The sequence below is a fragment of the Pimelobacter simplex genome, assembly GCF_900114845.1.
GTDB lineage: Bacteria > Actinomycetota > Actinomycetes > Propionibacteriales > Nocardioidaceae > Nocardioides > Nocardioides simplex.
Genome location: NZ_FOUK01000001.1, coordinates 221,688 through 241,211 on the forward strand (window position 1 = coordinate 221,688; position 19,524 = coordinate 241,211).

The window sequence follows — 19,524 nt, forward strand, 5'->3', positions numbered from 1 at the left end:
CGACCCCTCTGCCAATTGCCCGGAACCTCGGACAGCCACGCTCGTTGCAGGGTTAGCCTCCGCGAGCAGTCGTCTGCTCCACCTCGGACGGCGCACGACGATGGGGACTCGCATGATGCTGACGCACGCCCGCGGACCACTGGTCCGCCTGCTCACCGCGGTGCTGACCACCGCGCTCACCTTGGCGGGGCTGGTGGCGCTGTCCACGGCCGCCGCGCCGTCCGCGCAGGCGGCGGCGGGGACCGTCAAGGGCAAGGTCACGGTGGCCGGCACGGGGGCGCCCCTCGTGGGCATGTCCGTGGTGGCCTACTGCGACGAGGGCGCGGGCTGGACGCAGTGCGAGGAGACGACCAGCGGGGCGGGTGGGGCGTACACGCTCGACCTGCCCGCCGGGACCTTCCGGATCGGGGCGTCGAGCACTGACAACCAGTACGCACCGGCGTTCTTCGGCGGTACGACGAAGGCCGACGCGGCCGACGTCGTGCCGCCCGCGACCGACATCGACCTGGCCATGGCGCCCAACGCCACGGTCAAGGGCCGGGTCGGCCAGGGCCTGCTGAACGCGGCCGTGCCGAACGTCGACGTGTGCCTCTACGAGAAGGTCACCACCGGGGCGACCTCGACGTGGATGTGCGTCACCGGCGCCACCACGCGCAGCGACGGCACCTACACGCTCTGGGCGAAGCCGGGCGCCGCCTACCGGGTCGGCTTCTCGGTCCCGGACAACCGCCTGCGCGAGGTCTTCTACCCCAATGCCGCGACGGTCGAGACGGCCACCAACCTGGCGCTGACCAGCGCCGGGCGCACCGGCATCAACGTGAAGATGGTCGGCAACGGCAAGGTCACCGGCACGGTCCGGGTCCAGGGCACCAACGCGGCCATCCCCGGCGCCCAGGTCCGGGTCCACGAGCTCGTCGCGAACGGCACCGGCTCGACCTGGCAGCAGACGCGGACGACGACCACCGACGCCGCCGGCAGCTACGAGATCTACCTCGACAACGGCACCTACCGGCTCGGCTTCGACGCCGGCTCGACGTACCAGGCGACGTTCTGGAACGGCAAGGACTCCGTGGCGACGGCGACCGACGTGACGGTCGCCAACGGCGCCACCGTGGCGGGCATCAGCCCGCTGCTCACGCGCAACGCCAAGATCACCGGCACGGTCACCGCCGAGGCCGGCGGCGCGCCCATCGCCGGCGCCCAGGTCGCCGCGCTGCGCCAGGTGACGAAGCAGGTCGGCGGCGAGACCCGCACGGTCTGGGAGGCCGTGGCGTGGGCCAAGGCCGACGCGGCCGGTGCCTACCAGCTCGCCGTGCCGGCCGGCACCTACCGGGTGTCGTTCGACGACCCGTGCGACGCGACGGCGTGCGCCGACGTCTACCAGACCGAGTACTGGAACAACGCGACCGACGTCGAGAGCGCCGCCAACGTGGTGGTGGCCGGCTCGGGCACCTTCGGCGAGCGCAACGGCTCGCTGGCGAAGAACGGCCTGATCACCGGCACCGTCACGGCGCAGACGGGTGGTGCGCCGCTGCGCGGCATCGCCGTGGTCGCCCGTGACCAGCGGACCTACCAGTCCGGCGGCCAGACCCGCACCGAGTGGGTGACGGTCGGCCGCGCGACCACCGACGCCGACGGGCACTACACGCTGCCCGCCGCGCCCGGCACGCACAAGATCGAGTTCTCGCAGACCTGCTCGGGCGCGGCCTGCCGCTACCTCGGCGAGTTCTACGACGACGCGGCCACCATCGAGGCGGCCACCGGCGTCACCGTCACCGCGGCCGGCGCCACCACGCCCGGCATCGACGCCGCGCTGGCCTCCGGCTCGCTGATCTCCGGCAAGCTCACCGGGAAGGCGGACGCCGCCGTCGCCGGCGCCAAGGTCACCGCGTACCGCCAGCAGGCGGGCGCCTGGAAGCCCCTGGCCAGCGTCACGTCCGGCGCCGACGGCAAGTACGCCGTCCTCGTGCCCGACGGCGACGTCCGCGTCGGTTTCTCCGACGCCGACGCCCGGTTCACCGAGGAGTTCTACGACGACAGCCTGACCCTGGCCGGTGCCGACACGATCGCCGTCGGCGGCGCGGACGTGCCCGGCATCGACGCCACCCTCGGGCTGCAGGTCGTCAACACGGCCGTGCCGACGATCCCGGACGCCGACCCGCAGGTGGGCGAGACGATCACCGCCGGCAACGGCACCTGGTCGGTCACGCCCGACGCCTACAGCTACCGGTGGTTCCAGGCCGGCACGCTGACCACGATCGGCACCGAGCGCGACCTCGTCGTCCCGGCGGGTGCGCTGGGCAAGAAGCTCGTCGTCGAGGTGACGGCCAAGAAGGCCGCGCACGCCGACGGCGTCGCGACGTCCGCGCCGTCGGACGCCGTCGCCCAGGGCGTGCTGACCAGCACCGCTAAGCCGACGATCTCCGGCGCGGTCACCGTGGGCAGCACCGTCCAGGCGCTCGAGGGCACCTGGTCGGCGACCCCGGACGCCTACACCTACCGGTGGTTCCAGGCCGGCACCGCCGCCTCGATCGGCACCGGCAAGGAGCTGGTCGTCCCGGCCGGCGCGGCCGGAAAGGCGCTCACCGTCGAGGTGACGGCCAAGCGCGCCGGCTTCACCGACGGCGTCGCCAGCTCGGACCCGTCGGCCGCGGTCGCCCCCGGCGGTCTCGCCAACAGCGCGAAGCCGACGATCTCCGGCGACCTCAAGGTCGGCTCGACCGTCACCGCGGGTGACGGCACCTGGGCCCCGGCCCCGGACGCCTTCACCTACCGCTGGTTCCAGGCCGGCAACGCCGACCCGATCGGCACCGCCAAGGAGCTCGTGATCCCGGTCAGCGCCCTCGGCAAGGCGCTCACCGTCGAGGTGACGGCGGCCAAGGCCGGCTACGGCAACAGCACCGCCGTCTCCGACCCGTCGGCGCTCGTCGCGCTCGGCACCATGAGCAACACCGCCAAGCCGACGATCACCGGCGCGGTCAAGGTCGGTGGCACGGTCACCGCGGCCGACGGCACCTGGTCGCCGGCGGCGGGCTCGTACCTCTACAAGTGGTTCCAGGAGGGCTCGACCGAGCCCATCGGCACGACGAAGAACCTCGTCGTCCCGGTCGGTGCGCTCGGCAAGAAGCTCACCGTCGAGGTGACGGCGCGCAAGCTCGGCTACGCGTCCGACGTCGTCACGTCCGACCCGTCGGCCGCCGTCGGCGCCGGCGACCTGGCGTCCGGCACCGCCCCGGCGGTCACCGGCACCGTCCAGGTCGGCAAGACCGTCACGGCGGAGCCCGGCACCTGGACGCCGGCCGCGACCGGCCACGCCTACCGCTGGTTCCAGTCCGGCAGCACCGACCCGATCGGCACCGGCAAGGACCTCGTGGTCCCCGCCGGCGCGGCCGGCAAGACGCTGACCGTCGAGGTCACCGCGAGCGCCCCCGGGTACGCCGACGGCGTCGCCACGTCGCCCGCGTCGGCCCCGGTCGCCCTCGGTGACCTGGCCAACGAGACCGAGCCGACCGTCACCGGCACCGCCCAGGTCGGCAAGACCGTCACGGCGGTGCCCGGCGCCTGGACGCCGGCCGCCGACGGCTACACCTACCGCTGGTTCCGCTCCGGCTCCACCGACCCCGTCGGCACGGGCCAGGACCTCGTCGTCCCGGGCGCGGCCGCGGGCGAGACGCTCACCGTCGAGGTCACCGCGACCAAGGCCGGGTACGCCGACAGCGCGGCCGTCTCCGAGCCGACGGCCGCGGTCACCAAGGGCGTGCTGACCAACACCGTGAAGCCGACCATCACCGGCACGGTGGCGGTGGGCGGCACGGTCCAGCCCAACGACGGCACCTGGTCGCAGACCCCCGACAGCTACACCTACAAGTGGTTCCTGTCCGGGGCGAGCGCGCCGATCAGCACCGACCGGCAGCTGGTCATCCCCAGCGGCGCGGCGGGCAAGACCCTGCGCGTCGAGGTGACGGCCACCAAGGCCGGGTACGCCGACGCGTCGGCGTCCTCGGACCCGCTCTCGGTCGCCGTCCCCGCCGCCCAGGCGCCCGTCAACACGGTCAAGCCGGCCATCACCGGCAAGGCCAAGGTCGGCCAGACCCTCACGGTCAGCACGGGCACCTGGTCGCCGGCCCCGAGCACCCTCGCCTACCAGTGGTTCGCCAACGGCGTCCGGATCCCGAACGCGACCGGCAACCGGCTCACGCTCACGCCGGCCCTCGCCACCAAGGTGATCCAGGTGCTGGTGGGCGCGGCCGTCCCGGGTGCCGCGGGCTTCGAGTGGTCGAACACCACCAAGCCCGTCGCCCTGGGCACCCTGACGGTCACCGGCCGGCCGACGCTGACCGGGACCGCCAAGGTCGGCAGCAAGCTCAAGGTCGTCGTCCCCCGGGCGACGACGCCGGCGGGCGCGACCGTCACCATCCAGTGGCTGCTGGGCGGCAAGCCGATCCCGAAGGCCAACCGCAAGGCGCTCAAGCTGAACAGCCCGCTCTACCGGGGCAAGAAGGTCCAGGCGCGGGTGACCTACACGCTCAAGGGCTACGCGCCGGTGGTGCTGACCACGGCGAAGGTCAAGGTCAAGTAGCTGGTCCTGACCGAGGCCCCCACCGGAACCCTCCGGTGGGGGCCTCAGTCGTGCGGAGGCTGCCGCAGCAACCCGAGCTGGCGGGCCCGGGCGACGACCTCGTCGCGCGAGCGTGCGTCGAGCTTGCGCCGCAGGTTGGCGAGATGGGTGCGCGTGGTGTTGATCGAGACGAAGTTGGCCTTGGCGATCTGGGTGAGGGAGATGCCCGAGCTCAGGTCGCTCAGCAGGTCGCGCTCGCGCTTGGTCACCGTGATCAGCGGGACCGACGCCGGGTAGATGTCGACGATCCCGCGCTCGTCCAGGAGTGCGAGCAGCTCGGCGAGCCCCGGGACGTCGGCGGCCAGGTCGTCGAGGACGACCCGCGGCACCGTCGCGAGCGCGCGCGGGACGCGCTGCTCCTGCACCCGCCCGACGGCGCGGCGGGCGGCCGCGACGGCGCCGGCCCGGTCGCCGGAGGCGTGCCGCGCGGCGGCGACGACGAGGAGCGCCTCGGTCCCGGCGCGCAGGCTCGTGCCGTGGTCCTGGACGACGGCCTCGGCGACGTGCAGCGCCTCGGTCGGCCGTCCGCTGAGCAGCAGCGTCCGGCCCCGCAGGACGGCGGCCGCGCCGGCGATGTCCGGAGCGTCGGCCAGCACGGTCAGCGCCTGGTTCGCCTGGCCGAGCGCCAGGTGGATCTCGGCCCGCAGCAACCGGACCAGTCCCTGGGCGAGTCCGCCGCCGGTGAGCTCGGCACGCTGCGCGGCCAGGGCGTCGTCCACGGTGCGGCTGGCCCGGGAGGCATCACCCTGGGTCAGCGCGTGGCGGACGTGGATCCAGAGCAGCACGGACCACTGCTCGCCGCGCTGCGTGGGGTGGGGCATCGCGCCGAGCCGGTGCTCGGTCTGCGGGTCGAGGCCGTCGCTGGCGTGGATCGCCTCGGTGGCGGTGAGGTTCGACTCGACGAAGCCGTCGATCCAGAGGTCGGGGCGCCGGCTCTGCTCCCGGGCCCGCTCGAGCCAGGTCGTGCTGGAGACGTGGTGGCCGCGGGCCGCGTCGACCAGCGCGAGCTTGCCGGCGGTGGCGCGGGCCACGAACCCGTAGGGGTCGCGTGCGTGGTGGGTCCACGCGCTCATGAACCAGCGGCGGGCGGCGTCGAGGTCGCCGGCCACCTGGGCGGTGATGCCGCACTGCAGGTGCCAGTACGGCAGGATCCGGCCGCGGTCGCCGTACCAGGGGTAGACGATCGCGTCGGCCAGCGGCACGGCCGCCTGCACGATCGCGAGGGCCTCGTCGAACCGGCCGAGCCGGCGCCGGGTGACGAGCGGGAGCAGGGCCTGGCGCAGCCGGAGGTCGCCCTGGCGGGCGAACTCGGCCTGCGCCTCCTCCGCCGTCGCCGGCAGGCCGAGCGGCGTGGTCCCGATCGGCAACCGGCCGATGTCCTCGAACCGGAACGCCAGGCCGGGCAGGTCCTTCGCCAGGTCCAGCGGGAGCTGCGCGGCGACCTCGAACATCAGGGCGCCGTGGGGGCTGTGCGCCAGGTCGACGCCCCACCGGTCGATGATGCGAGCCATCCGGGTCTCGTCGCCCAGGGCGTGGGCAGCGGTCAGACCGCCGTCGTCGAGGCCGGTCCGGAACCGCTGGTCCGCCAGCTCCTCGAGGTCGGCCTCGAGCACAGCACCCTCCTTCGTTCGCGGTTCCCCACCACCGGAACAGGGGCCCTGCCAGAGTAGTCCTCGCTCCCGCTCGCCCGTGGCGATCCCGCAGTCTGGACCCTGCTCCGGACCGCTCCGTCAGCGCGCGGTTGCGGACGTCGTCCCCCCGCCGGTCAGGAGAACCGTGGACACCGAGCAGCGCCTGAGCACCAAGACCGTCGCGGCCCTCTGCGTCACCGAGTTCTGCGCCCTCGGCGCCCTCGTCATCCCGCTCGTGGTCGGGCTGAGCCTGCTGGTGCGCGGGGTCGACTCGGGACTCGCCCTCGAGACCCGGCTGAGCTGGGTCGAGACCGCCGGCGCCCTGACCGCGATGTCGCTCAACCCGGTCTGGGGCTGGCTGAGCGACCGCACCGTCCGGCGCCGCGGCCACCGGACCCCGTGGATCGTCGGTGGCACCGTCGCCGGCTGCGCCGCGGTGGTGACGGCGACCTACACGACCACGCTGCCGTCGCTGGTCCTGGTCTGGGCGTGCGCGCAGATGTCCTACAGCGCGACCTTCGCGGCGCTCTACGGCACGCTCTCCGACGTCGTGCACCCGGCCGACCGGGCGCGGGTGTCCGGCTGGTTCGCGGCCGCCGCGACCGGCGCGATCAGCTTCGGCGGTCTGGTCGGCTACGCACTGCTCACCGGGCACCTCGGCGTCGCGCTCAGCGAGCCGCGCATCGCGTTCGTGCTGCTCGCCCTGGTCGCCGTCCCGGTCGCGTTCGTCGCGAGCCTGCACCTGCGCACGCTCACGCCGCGGCCCCGCGCTGCCGACCCCGCCGCGCCCGACGAGCCCGTGACCGCCCGCGGCCTGGCCGGCGCGGGCTCGGCGTACTGGTGGCTGTGGCTGCAGCGCCTGTTCGCGCAGGCCTCCTACAGCTGCCTGACCGTGTACGGCGTCTTCTTCCTCGTCCGCCGTGCGGGGGAGGAGGCCCACGACGCCGCCTCCGTGGTCGCCCTGGTGACCGCCATCGGCGCCGCGCTCGGGATGGCGATGGCCGTCGGCGGCTCCCGGTTCCTCGCCCGCCGGGTCGGCTACCGGCCGGTGATGGCGGGCGGCATCCTGCTCCTGCTGGGGGCCAACGTGCTGCTGGCCCTGTCCACCAGCACGATCGCCTTCGTGCTCGCGATCCTCTGCGCGGGCACCGGCCTCGGCACGTACGTCGCCCTCGACCTCGCCGTCGCGCTCACCGTGCTCCCGCCGGCCGCGAGCGGACGCTTCCTCGGCTACTTCAACATCGCCCGCACGCTCCCGCAGTCGGTGGTCCCGGCGCTGGGGCCGCTCTTCCTGGCCCTCGGGACCGGCGACCTGGTCGGCGCGGACCGGTCGCGCAACTACTTCGCCTTCTTCGTCTTCGGCAGCGCCCTGTCGGTGATCGCGCTGGTGCTCCTCGCCCGGCTGACCGTCCCCGACCACCGTGACCCCCGAAAGGGGGGTGAGATGCGGGATGAGGTTCCCGCCTCGCCCGTGTCCTGAGACCTTCCCGATCGATTCTTTACCTTGCGACGAGCACGGCCGTCCGGGGGAAGCGGCCGTCCCGGCGCGCTCTCATGCCCCCCGGTGGAAGGTCTCCAGCCATGAAAATCTCCGTGCCCGAACGCGGGTCCGCGAGGCGCGCCGCGGCGCGCTCGCGCGTCCCGCTCGTCGTGACGATGGTGCTCGCCGTCGTCACCGCAGGCGTGGGGCTGCTGTGGCCCGCCACCGCGTCGGCCGCCGGGGCCGGTGTGCTCGACATCGTGATCACGCCCGTCGACCTCAGCAACGGGTCCACGATCACCGACATCGAGGACGGGACCCACGACAACAAGGTCACCTACCGGGTGCAGTACTCCTGCACCACGGCGGCGTGCGACGGCACCCAGGTGCAGTTCTCGACGCCGCCGACCGACCCGAACGGCCTGCTGCCCGCCGGCCAGTTCATCCTGATGTACGGCTCGTGGGTGCAGCCCGGGGCCGGCGGCACCATCGGCGGCACCGACGCGACCGGCAAGGTCGTCGACCTCGGCAACCTGGCCGCCGGCACGTCGGGGACGTTCTCGGTGACCTACGCCTACCAGGCCTCGCGCAACCGCGAGATCCCCAACGGCTCCTTCTACCCCGAGGGCACGTCGGTGCCGATGTCCGCGACGATCAGCTCCGGCACGGCGACCGCGCCGAAGACCGCGAACAGCGCCGTCACCTGGCACATCGGGACGCCGACCGGGCCGACGCAGGGCATCGGGACGTCGAACCCGACCTTCGACACGGACGTGCAGGAGACGTACCGGATCGCGGTGAACCCCGGCAACATGCGCACCAACCCGGGGTCCAACGTCGCCGGTGACGCGTCGCTCGTCGCGACCGGCAGCTACAAGATCGTGTACACCGTGCCGCCCGAGGCGGAGATCGACGCGGCCACCGACGACGGTGTCATCGACAACGTCAACCACACCGTCACCTGGACCAAGGGCACTGCCGCCAGCCCGTCGTACGGCGCCCGGGGCGGCTGGGGCCTGGCCGCGCTGAGCGGCTTCAACAGCGGCGGTGCGGCGAGCAACAACTCCCTGGTCGGCCCCGCCGACGCCGCCACCTGGGGCCCGCGCACGATCACGGTGCGCTTCCCCGGGGAGAACTTCCCCGAGGCGGACGCCAGCGGCTGCAACTTCACCAAGGACGTCACCGCCAACCTGGACGTGAGCGTCACCTACCTCGACGCGCCCCGGACGCAGAAGACCCTCAACCGGAGCCTGACCACCAAGGTCGCCTGCACCAACCCGTTCGGTGGGGTGTCGACCAGCAAGACCGTGGCCAACGGTGTCACCAGCCTCGACGGTGACGGCGACGCGGGCGGCGGCGTGCTCGCCGTCAACACCCCGGCGCCGGGCGAGGCCGACACCGGCAGCCGCGAGTGGCGGGTGGCGGCCGGCAACCTCGGCAACGTGGACGCCACGGCCGTGATCGACGAGCCGAACCTCGACCAGGACCACATCAAGGTCCACCGGATCATCGCCTACCAGTACGCCGGCGCCCCCGCCGGCTGGCAGGCCACCGTCGAGTGGGTCGACAACACCGGTGCCACCGGGACCGCCCAGATCGGGAACACAGGGTTCGTCGACGCGCAGCCGGGGCGCTGGTTCGTCAGCGCCCGGACGACGGCGCCGCTCCCGGCGGGCCGGATCCTGCCCACCGACAACACCGCGACCGTGATGCAGCTGGGCTACCGCTTCCGGGTCGACGACGGCGCGATCCCGCTGACCGGCCAGGAGCGGACCAACACCGCGGACATCTCGATGATCTACCCGGCCGACGCCGACGGTGACGGCACGCATGACGACTACACCAACCTGCAGGGCCAGCCGCTGCCGACGCGTCAGGCCGACCAGTCGCGCTCGCGCACGGTCCGCTACACCCAGCCGCTCGCCACGCTGACCCCCGGCTTCGTCGGGCTCCCCGTCGTCGACGGCGGCGGCAACCCGATGCCGGGCACCGAGGTGACCTTCTCGATGCGCGCGATCACGTCCAACGTCTGGCCGGGCACGACGGTCCAGCCGCAGCTGGTCTTCGTCGCGCCGGTCGGCTGGGAGGTCGTCCCGGGGAGCGCGTCGTTCACCGGTGCCGGCACCGGCGCGACCGCGACCGCCCCGGCGGGGGTGACCTATGCCTACCGCACGGTGACCATCGGCGGTGAGCAGCGCTCGGTCGCGGTCGCGACGTACCCCAGCGCGGTCGCGCTGAGCGCGGCGACGAACGACTACTGGCCGACGCTCTCGGTCAAGGCGAAGCCCACCCTGGCCGCGGTGCCGGGCGTGCAGCCGATCGGCGCGGTGTGGGCCGGTGACCAGAGCGGCACCTGGCGGGACGCGATCGGCCAGGGCTTCGTCTCCGGGCCGAACCAGTTCCGGGTGACCAGCCTGGTCGCGGACAGCAGTGACGTGGACGCCGACGGCGACACCACCGAGGAGTACGCCAACCAGAACACGACGTTCAACCTCCCGGTCGGCGCCTCCGACGGGCTGAGCGCCGTCAAGGAGCTCTGCGTCCCCGACGAGAACGCCGCGGACGGCTGCGCCTGGGTCGCCGACCCGTCGCAGGTGCACGAGATCCCGGTGAGCGAGTCGGAGGTGAAGTACCGGATCACGCTGCGCAACGCGGGCAACACGACGCTGCGCGACGTGGTCGCCTACGACGTGCTGCCGTACATCGGTGACACCGGGCTGCTCGCCAACCCGCCGGCGCGCGGCTCGCAGTTCAACCTGCTGCTCGACTCGGTCGAGTCGAGCTCGGCGAACCTGCAGCTCGCCTACTCGGCCTCGACCAACCCGGCGCGCCCCCAGGTCAACCCCGGCGCTGCGGGCACGGTGGACGACTGGGGTTCCGGGGTGAGCGGCAAGCGGGCCATCCGGATGACCGTCGCCGGCGACCTCGCCGCCGGCGACACGGCGACCGTGGTCCTCGTGGCCGCTGTCGCGCCGGGCTCGCCGACCAACAAGATCGCGTGCAACACGGTCGCGGTCGACTCCAACGAGACCCTCCCGGCCGAGCCGCTCGCGGTCTGCGTCACCCGTGCGGCCGGTGCCCCGGGCCTCGTGCTCGACAAGGCCGCGGCACTGACCACCGACGGCGGTACGCCGGGCGTGGCCGACAAGGGCGACGTCATCACCTACACCTTCACCGCCACCAACTCCGGCGACGTGCCGCTGTCGAACGTGTCGATCAGCGACGCGAAGGCCGGCCTGTCGGCGATCTCGCCGGCAAGCGTGGCGACGCTGGCGCCGGGCGCCGACGTGGAGTTCACCGCGACGTACGCGGTGACGCAGACCGACGTCGACAACGGCGTCCCGGTCGCCAACACGGCGACCGCGAAGGGCACGGACCCGGACGACGCCGCAGTGGAGTCCGCCCCGGACGCGACGTCGACCCCGGTCGCCGCCGCCGCCCCGAGCCTGCTCACCGACAAGGAGGCCGTTCTCGACGACACCAACGGCAACGGCAAGGCCGACAAGGGGGAGAAGATCGCCTACACGTTCACGGTGCGCAACAACGGCAACGTGACGGTCTCCGGTGTCGCGGTCGACGACCCGATGGTGTCGGGGATCAGCCCGGCCACGGCGACGATCGCTCCGGGTGGCAACCAGGTGTTCACCGCGGGTCTCTACACGGTGACCCAGGCGGACATCGACAACGGTGGTCCGATCGTGAACCGCGCCTCGGCCAGCGGTACGGCGCCGGGTGGCGGCACCGTCACCTCGCCGGACGACACCACGTCCACCCCGACCGTGACCCGCGCTCCGGCCCTGGCGATCGACAAGTCGGCGTCCCTGACGACCGACCAGGGCACCAGCGGCAAGGCGGACGAGGGCGACGTCATCACCTACACGTTCCAGGTGACCAACACCGGCAACGTGACGATGACCAACGTGGTGGTCGACGACGCCCTGGCGGGCATCTCGGCGACCTCGCCGCTGCAGGTCGCCACGCTGGCGCCGGGTGCGAGCACCACGTTCACCGCGACGTACACGGTGACCCAGGGCGACGTCGACGCGGGCACCGCGGTGCACAACTCGGCGGTCGCGAAGGGCACCGGACCCGGCGGTGGGTCGACGACGTCCACACTGGACACCACGGACACCGACGTGGCGCCGCCCGCTCCGGGGCTGTCGATCGACAAGGTCGCGGTCCTCGACGACGACAACGACAACGGTGCCGCCGACAAGGGCGAGACCATCGGCTACACGTTCACGGTGCAGAACACCGGCAACGTGACGCTCTCGGGCGTGAAGGTCGCTGACCTGCTGCCGGGTCTGTCGGCGGTCGCGCCGGTCTCGGTCGCCACGCTGGCGCCGGGTGCGCAGGCGGTCTTCACCGCGTCGTACGAGGTGACCCAGGACGACGTCGACGGCGGCGGCTCGATCGACAACTCCGCGACGGCCTCGGCGAAGACGCCGGGCGACGCGGACGTCAGCTCGGCCCCCGACACGACCAGCACCAACCTGGTGCCCGGTGCTCCGGGGATCGTGCTGGACAAGAAGTCGGTGCTCGACGACACCAACGGCAACGGCAAGGCCGACGTCGGTGAGGAGATCGCCTACACGTTCGAGGTCGAGAACACGGGCAACGTGACCGCCACCGAGGTGACGGTCACCGACCCGGAGGTCGAGAACATCACGCCGGCCAGCGCCACCGTGGCGCCAGGCGACACCGCGACCTTCACCGCCGACCCGTACGTGGTCACGCAGGGCGACGTCGACGACGGTGTCGTGCACAACGTCGCGGCAGCCTCGGCGAAGGTGCCGGGCGGAGCGACCGTGACCAGCGAGGACGTCGACGACGTCGACACCGTCGAGGCCCACCCCGACCTGTCGGTGGTCAAGGCGGCCGAGCTGACGGTCGACGAGGCGACGGCCGGCAAGGCCGACGTGGACGATGTCATCACCTACACCTTCACGGTGCGGAACGACGGTCTGGCTACGGCGTTCGACGTCACGGTGGGCGACGACCTGCCCGGTCTGTCGGCCGTGTCGCCGGCCTCGGTGGCGACGATCGCGCCGGGTGCCTCGGTGGACTTCACCGCGACGTACCTGGTGAAGCGGGCCGACGTGAAGCGCGGCGGGGACATCGAGAACACCGCGACGGTGACCTACCGGGGTCCGGTCCGGGGTGGGCAGCAGCCCGCGCCGGTGTCCGCCGGCTCCAACACCGTGACCACCCCGCTGGGCGGTCTGGGCGGTCCTGCGATCACCACGAAGGCGTCGTCGGCCAAGGTCGCGATGAGCGTCGGCCGGGGCGGCGTCCCGAACGCCGTGCGCCTGCACGACGTGGTGACCATCGGCGGGTTCGTGACCGGTGGCGAAGCCACCGGTACGGCGACCCTCTACGGTCCGGTGGCGAAGCGGTCGGCGGGCATGTGCACGCCGGGTCGCAAGGTGGGCTCGGTGTCCTTCGTGCCGCGCAACGGCACGTTCCGCACGCCGGCGGTGCCGGTGAGCAAGCCGGGCTACTACACGTGGGTGGTGTCGACGTCGGAGGACCGGCGCAACGATGCCGCGACGCACGTGTGCGGGCTGGCCGCGGAGACGACGCTGGTGCACCGGGCCGAGGTCGACAAGGTGCGGATCGAGACCGGCTTCACCGGCAGCACCGTCCACGGCCGCAAGGTCCGCCCGAGCCAGGTCGCCATCCCCGCGATCGGGATGAAGGCGCCGCTGGACGCGGTCGGCGTGCGCAAGGGTTCGATGGTGATCCCGGAGAACGTGCGCCGCGGTGGCTGGCTGATGGGTTCGGCCGCTCCCGGCGAGGCGATCGGCTCGACCGTGATCGCCGGGCACGTCTCGGACCGGCACGACCGGCCGGGTGCCTTCGGCAAGCTGCGCAAGGCCAAGGTGGGCCAGGTCGTGACCGTGCGTGGCGCCGACGGCAAGGTCCAGAGGTACCGGATCACGAAGGTCTACACGCAGAAGCGGACCAAGGGCTTCACCGGTGCGCCGGTGTCGACCACGGGTGCGCACCAGCTGACGCTGGTGACCTGTACCGGGAAGGTCAGCTACAGCAACGGCCGGTTCCACTACACGAAGAACCAGGTGGTGATCGCCACCCCGATCGGCTGACCCCTCACAGCCGGGCCGCGGCCCCCACCGGAACCCTCCGGTGGGGGCCGCGGCGTCCCCCGGTGCCCCGGCGCTAGCCTCGATCGGTGCTCGCCCGCCTCGCCGCCGTCCCCCACGAACGCTTCCACCTCGGTGCCCTGCTCGTGCTGACCTTCTCGACCGGGATCATCGACGCCGTCGGCTACCTCGGCCTCGACCGCGTCTTCACCGGCAACATGACCGGCAACGTGGTCATCCTCGGCATGGGCCTCGCCGGCGCGGACGACCTGCCGGTGCTCGGCCCGCTGCTCGCCCTGGCCGGCTTCATGGCTGGCGCGGCGCTGGCCGGCCGGGTGCTGCGCCGCTCCGCCGCCGGGTGGACGACGCGCACGAGCGTGCTCTTCGCGGCCGTCGGCGCCGTCGTCCTCGCGCTCGCGGTCGTGCTGCTCGTCGTGGGCGACGAGCCGGACCGCTCGGTCCAGGTGGTGCTGACGACCGTCCTCGGCACGGCGATGGGCATCCAGGCAGCGACCGCCCGCTTCCTCGCGGTCAAGGACGTCACGACGGTCGTCGTCACCTCGACCATCACCGGCCTGGCGGCGGACTCGGCGCTCGGCAGCGGCGAGGGCCGGGGCTCACACCGGCGGGTGCTGGCGGTGGTGCTGATCCTGCTGGGCGCCCTCGTCGGCGCGGCGCTGCTGAAGGTGGGTCTCGGTGTCGCGCTGCTGGTCGCCGGAGCCGTCATCCTCGCCCCGACGGCGGCCGGCGCCCTGCGCGGTCGCCCGGTCCCGGTGACCGGCGCCGTGGAAGGCTGAGCCCATGGACCTCTTCGAGACCGACCGCACCGAGCGCCTCAGCCGCGAGGCCGCCGCCGACCGCCTGCGCGCCATCGCCGACTCCCTCTCCCGCCACAACTCCCTCGAGATCGAGAAGGCCGGACGCCGGATCACCGTCAGCGTGCCCGACGAGGTCGAGCTCAAGGTCGAGGTCGAGGTCGGCGACGAGAACGAGCTGGAGATCGAGCTCAGCTGGTGAGCTTCACGGCCGGCGGGGTCACCCCGAGCTCGGCCAGCTCGGCCAGGTAGCGCTCGACGTTGCGCAGCTTGACGCCCTCGTAGCCGCGGACCAGGTCCGGCAGCTCGGCCAGCCGCACGGCCCGGTCGTACCCGTCGGGCGTGAGCTCGCGGGCCAGGTCGTCGACCATCGTCCGGTAGTGGTCGCGCAGGTCGCGCTCCACCCGGCGCACGTGGGCGTAGCCGAAGGGGTCGGCCGCGGTGCCGCGCAGGAACTTCATCCGGGCCAGCGTCCGCAGCGTGACGTGCGAGCGCGGTCCGAAGCCGAGCTTCTTCTTGCGGCCCAGGGCGCGCAGCGCCGGCGGGTGCAGCTGGAACGACACGGTGCCGTCGGGGAAGTCGCTGCCGGTCGCCGCGAGGAAGGCGGGGTCGGTGAGCAGTCGCGCGACCTCGTACTCGTCCTTGTAGGCGGTCAGCTTGAACAGGTTGCGGGCGACCGCCTCGCTGAAGCGGGTCTCGGTCGTCACCGCCTGCTCGGCCTTGGCGATCGCGGCGACCGCGTCGACGTACGCGTCGGCGAGGCGCTCGTCCTGGTAGCCGACGAGGTCGGCGGCCCGGCGTCCGACCAGGCGCAGCACCTCGCCCTGCAGACCGGACGCCGCCACCGAGGCGGGCACGGGCCGCTCGACGGGAGCGTCGGTCCGGGCGTTGGCGGCGTGGAACGCGGCCGGGTCGGCGACCGCGACGCGGCCCCAGCGGAAGGCGGCGACGTTGGCCGCGACCGCGGTGCCGTTGATCTCGATGGCCTCCTCGATCGCCGCGGCGGGCAGGCGCAGCGCGCCCGTCTGGTAGGCGGCGCCGACGAGGAGGAAGTTCGCGGCCACCGTGTTGCCGAAGATCCGGTCGGCTGCCTCGAGGGCGTCGAAGTCGAAGAGCTCCTTGCTCTCCGTCCGGACCCGGGCGACGAGGTCGGCCTCGTCGGGGTGCTGCACAGCCGGGTCGTAGACCATCGAGCCCGTGGGGGTGCGGCTGGTCGAGACGACCGTGCGGGTCAGGGACGCCGCGCCGTAGGAGAGGTTGCGGTCCTCGGCGAGGGTCAGCAGGTCGAAGCCGAGGAAGCAGTCGGCCGAGCCCGGGGTGAGCCGGTTGGCCGGCTCGAGCTCGCCGTCGGCGAAGCGCAGGTGACCGGTCACCGGTCCCGCCTTCTGGCTCAGCCCGGTCTGGTCGAGCGACTCGACGCCGTACCCGGCGCGCAGGGCGGCCGTGGCGAGCACCTGGTTGACGGTGACGATGCCGGTGCCGCCGATACCGACCATGAAGACGTTCTGGGTGCTGGTCACCCGCTCCTCGGCGACGCTCGGGGCGGCACCGGGCGGGGTCGGGTAGCCCCGCTTCTTCGGGGACTTGGCGGCCTTGGCCGCCTTGCTCCGGCGCTTGCGGCGCGGCGCGGTCTCGACCGTGACGAACGAGGGGCAGTCGCCGTCGAGGCAGCTGTAGTCGGTGTTGCACGACGTCTGCTCGATGCGGGTCTTGCGGCCGTACTCGGTGTCGACGGGCTGCACCGAGAGGCAGTTGCTCTTCACGCCGCAGTCGCCGCAGCCCTCGCAGACGGCCTCGTTGATGACGACGCGCTTGGTGCGGGTCGGCAGCGAGCCGCGCTTGCGCTGGCGCCGCGCGTCGGCCGCGCAGTGCTGGTCGTAGATCAGCACGGTGACACCGGGGATCTCGCGCAGCATCCGCTGCGCCTCGTCGAGCCGGTCGCGGTCCCACAGCAGCGTGCCGGGGGCCAGGTCGCGGCGCTTGTGCCGGCTCGGCTCGTCGGCGCAGACCACGATCTTGCGCACGCCCTCGGTGTGCAGCTTGTGCGTGAGCTGGGGGACGCTGAGCGCGCCCTCGGCGTCCTGGGCGCCGGTCATCGCGACGACGTCGTTGTAGAGCACCTTGTAGGTGATGTTGACGCCCGCCGCGATGCACGCCTGGACGGCCAGCTGCGCGGAGTGGAAGAAGGTCCCGTCGCCGACGTTCTGGAAGACGTGGCCGGCGTCGGTGAACCAGGCCTGGCCGATCCACTGCGCGCCCTCGCCGCCCATCTGGGTGACGCCGGTGACGGCGCTCTCGGGGCGGTCGGAGATCGTGACCATGGCGTGGCAGCCGATGCCGCCGCCGCCCATCGAGCCGTCGGGGAGCGCGGTCGAGCGGTTGTGCGGGCAGCCCGAGCAGAAGTACGCCGACCGGTTGACCGGCAGCAGCGGCAGCGAGGTCCGCGGGCGCTGCGGCGGCGTGACCGTCAGCCAGCCCTCGAGGGCGTGGCGCAGCGGCGCGAGCAGGCGGCCGGCGGTGAGCTCGCCGTCAGCGGGGATCAGCCGCTGGCCGGTGGCGTCCTTCTTGCCGATGATGCGCGGGGCGTTCTCGGTGCCGTAGAGGAGGTCGCGGATCTGCATCTCCATGAAGGAGGTCTTGTCCTCGACGACGACGATCTCGTCGAGGCCCGCCGCGAACCGGCGCACGGCCTCGGGCTCGACCGGGCTCATCATGCCCAGGCGCAGCAGCCGGACGCCGGCCGCGGCCAGGGCGTCGTCGGTGACACCGAGGTCGGTCAGCGCCTGGCGCAGCGAGTCGAAGCAGCTGCCCGAGGCGACCAGCCCGAGCCGGGCGTCCGGGGCGTCGACCTCGGTCACGCTGAGCCCGTTGCGGGCGGAGTACTCGTGGACCAGCGCGGTCCGCGGCCCGACGAGCTCGGCCTCGGCACCCACGATCATCGGCGGGCGCAGCACGATGGGGCTCTGCGTGTAGGCGTAGGGGTGGCCGTTCCAGTCGATCGTCGGCGTCACCGGGTCGAGGTCGAGGTCGGCGCTGTCGACCACCCAGGCGCCGTCGGCGACGTCGGCGACGATCTTGAGCGCGACGACGCAGCCGGAGGAGCGCGACATGTCGATGGCGTGCAGGCCGAGGGTGACGATCTCGGTGGAGTTGCGGGGGAAGAGGACCGGGATGCCGAGCGCGGCCAGCGACCGCTCGCTGACCGCCGGCACGGTGGAGGACTTCGACGCCGGGTCGTCGCCGACCAGCAGCACCGCGCCGCCGCGGCGGTGGACGCCGTACATGTTGGCGTGGCGCAGGGCGTCGGTGGCGCGGTCGACGCCGGGCCCCTTGCCGTACCAGAAGCCGGTCACGCCGTCGTGGGTGCTCTGGCCGAGCGGGAGCTCGATCTGGCTGCCCCACACCGACGTCGCCGCCAGCTCCTCGTTGAGGCCCGGCACGAAGCGGATGTCGTTCTCGTCGAGCACGTCACGCATCTCGCCGAGCATCTTGTCGAGGCCGCCGAGCGGGCTGCCCTGGTAGCCCGACACGAACGACGCCGTGTGCAGGCCGCGGCGCCGGTCGAGCGCGCGGTGCTCCACCAGCAGCCGGGCGATCGCCTGGACGCCGGTGAGCAGCATCGGGGGAGCGCCGGGGCGGTACCGGTCGGCCAGGTCGTACGACGCGGGCTCGGCCGCGGCCGGCGCGGCGGGGCGCTCGATCAGCTCGGTCATCGGAGGACCTCCTTGGCAGGAGCGGAGGCGAGCCGCTCGGCGACCACCTCGGCCGCGACGTCGAGCGGGGTCCGGCCACCGGCGGTGGACCGGTCGAGGATGGTGCGGACGGTGCCGGCGATGGCGCCGATCTCGGCCCGGACCTGGTCGGCGGGGCGGCTCCAGATCTCGCCCCCGACCTGGATCAGGCCGCCGGCGTTGGCGACGTAGTCGGGGACCCAGGTGATGTCGCGGGCCTGGAGCAGCGTGGCGACCGACGAGTCGAGCAGCTGGTTGTTCGCCGCGCCGCACACGACCTCGGCCCGCAGGCCGGCGACCGAGGCGGGGGTGAGCGTCGCGCCGAGGGCGCAGGGGGCGTAGACGTCGACCGGTGCGTCGACGACGCTCGAGCGGACGGTCACCTCGGAGTGCTTCGCGACGAGCCGCGCCACCGACGCGGCCGAAGGGTCGGTCACCGTGACCGCGGCACCCTCGCCCAGCAGCAGCGCCACCAGGTGCGCACCCACCTTGCCGACGCCCTCGACGCCCACGGTGCGCCCGCGCAGGCCCTCGGCACCCCACCGGTGCTCGGCGGCGGCGCGCAGGGCCGAGAAGACGCCGTACGCCGTCGAGAAGCCGCTGTCGCCCGAGCCGCTGTTGGTGCCCACGACGTACGACGTCGTGGTGGCGACGACGTCGAGGTCCTCCGCCGTCGTCCCCACGTCGGCGGCGGTGTAGTAGCGGCCCGACAGCGAGTCGACGAAGCGTCCGTAGGCCCGCAGCAGCTCCGGCGTCTTGGCGCTCGCCGGGTCGCCGATGATGACGGCCTTGCCGCCCCCGAGCGCGATGCCCGCGGCGGCCGCCTTGTGCGTCATCCCCTGCGAGAGGCGCAGGACGTCGGTCAGCGCCGCGCTCTCCGAGGCGTACGGGAAGAACCGGGTGCCGCCCAGCGCCGGGCCGAGCCGGGTGTCGTGCAGCGCGATGATCGCGCGCAGGCCCGAGGCCTCGTCGCGGCAGAAGACGACCTGCTCGTGGCCGGCGGTGCTCAGCTCGTCGGAGCGCTCGAAGACGAGCTCGGCGGACGGGGCGGTGAGGGTCATCGGTTCTCCTGGGAGGGGAGGGAGAGGGACGCAAGGACGAGCCTGCTGGTCAGGTGCGCCGGGTCACAACCTCCATCCCGCACT

Annotated in this window: 8 protein-coding genes; 5 read left to right on the forward strand and 3 right to left on the reverse strand. The window is 73.1% G+C overall.

Features of this window, described 5'->3' with window-relative positions; translation table 11 throughout:
• The first annotated feature begins 112 nt into the window (after positions 1-112).
• Positions 113-4,579 (forward strand): hypothetical protein, encoded by a 4,467-nt coding sequence (locus BM223_RS30000; RefSeq protein WP_038682286.1) that lies wholly within the window; start codon positions 113-115, stop codon positions 4,577-4,579.
• A gap of 44 nt (positions 4,580-4,623) precedes the next feature.
• Here the strand turns inward: BM223_RS30000 and BM223_RS01080 are convergent, their stop codons facing one another.
• Positions 4,624-6,231: a helix-turn-helix transcriptional regulator gene (locus BM223_RS01080; protein WP_075018437.1), complete on the reverse strand. Its 1,608-nt coding sequence runs from the start codon at positions 6,229-6,231 to the stop codon at positions 4,624-4,626.
• 163 nt (positions 6,232-6,394) lie between these two features.
• Here BM223_RS01080 and BM223_RS01085 point away from each other — a divergent pair, with 163 nt between their 5' ends.
• From BM223_RS01085 to BM223_RS01100, 4 genes are all read left to right on the forward strand, one after another.
• On the forward strand, positions 6,395-7,729 hold the full coding sequence (locus BM223_RS01085; protein ID WP_038682282.1) for an MFS transporter: 1,335 nt from the start codon (positions 6,395-6,397) through the stop codon (positions 7,727-7,729).
• A 101-nt stretch (positions 7,730-7,830) separates the two neighbouring features.
• Positions 7,831-13,836: a DUF7507 domain-containing protein gene (locus tag BM223_RS30005; RefSeq protein ID WP_143128539.1), complete on the forward strand. Its 6,006-nt coding sequence runs from the start codon at positions 7,831-7,833 to the stop codon at positions 13,834-13,836.
• Between the two features lie 86 nt (positions 13,837-13,922).
• Positions 13,923-14,630 carry a YoaK family protein gene (locus BM223_RS01095; protein ID WP_038682278.1) on the forward strand — a complete coding sequence of 236 codons (708 nt, stop codon included), beginning with the start codon at positions 13,923-13,925 and terminating at the stop codon, positions 14,628-14,630.
• A gap of 4 nt (positions 14,631-14,634) precedes the next feature.
• A complete protein-coding gene (locus tag BM223_RS01100) occupies positions 14,635-14,850 on the forward strand; it encodes an amphi-Trp domain-containing protein (RefSeq protein ID WP_038682276.1) in 216 nt (71 codons plus the stop codon).
• On the opposite strand, the gene BM223_RS01105 is transcribed toward BM223_RS01100, so the two are convergent.
• Positions 14,840-18,361, reverse strand: coding sequence for an indolepyruvate ferredoxin oxidoreductase family protein (locus tag BM223_RS01105; RefSeq protein WP_038682274.1), 3,522 nt, complete (start codon positions 18,359-18,361; stop codon positions 14,840-14,842). The two genes, BM223_RS01100 and BM223_RS01105, sit on opposite strands and share 11 nt — an antisense overlap.
• Positions 18,358-19,440, reverse strand: a complete 1,083-nt coding sequence (locus BM223_RS01110) for a Glu/Leu/Phe/Val dehydrogenase dimerization domain-containing protein (RefSeq protein WP_038682272.1) — start codon at positions 19,438-19,440, stop codon at positions 18,358-18,360. The genes BM223_RS01105 and BM223_RS01110 overlap by 4 nt, the downstream gene beginning before the upstream one ends.
• Positions 19,441-19,524 lie beyond the last annotated feature (84 nt).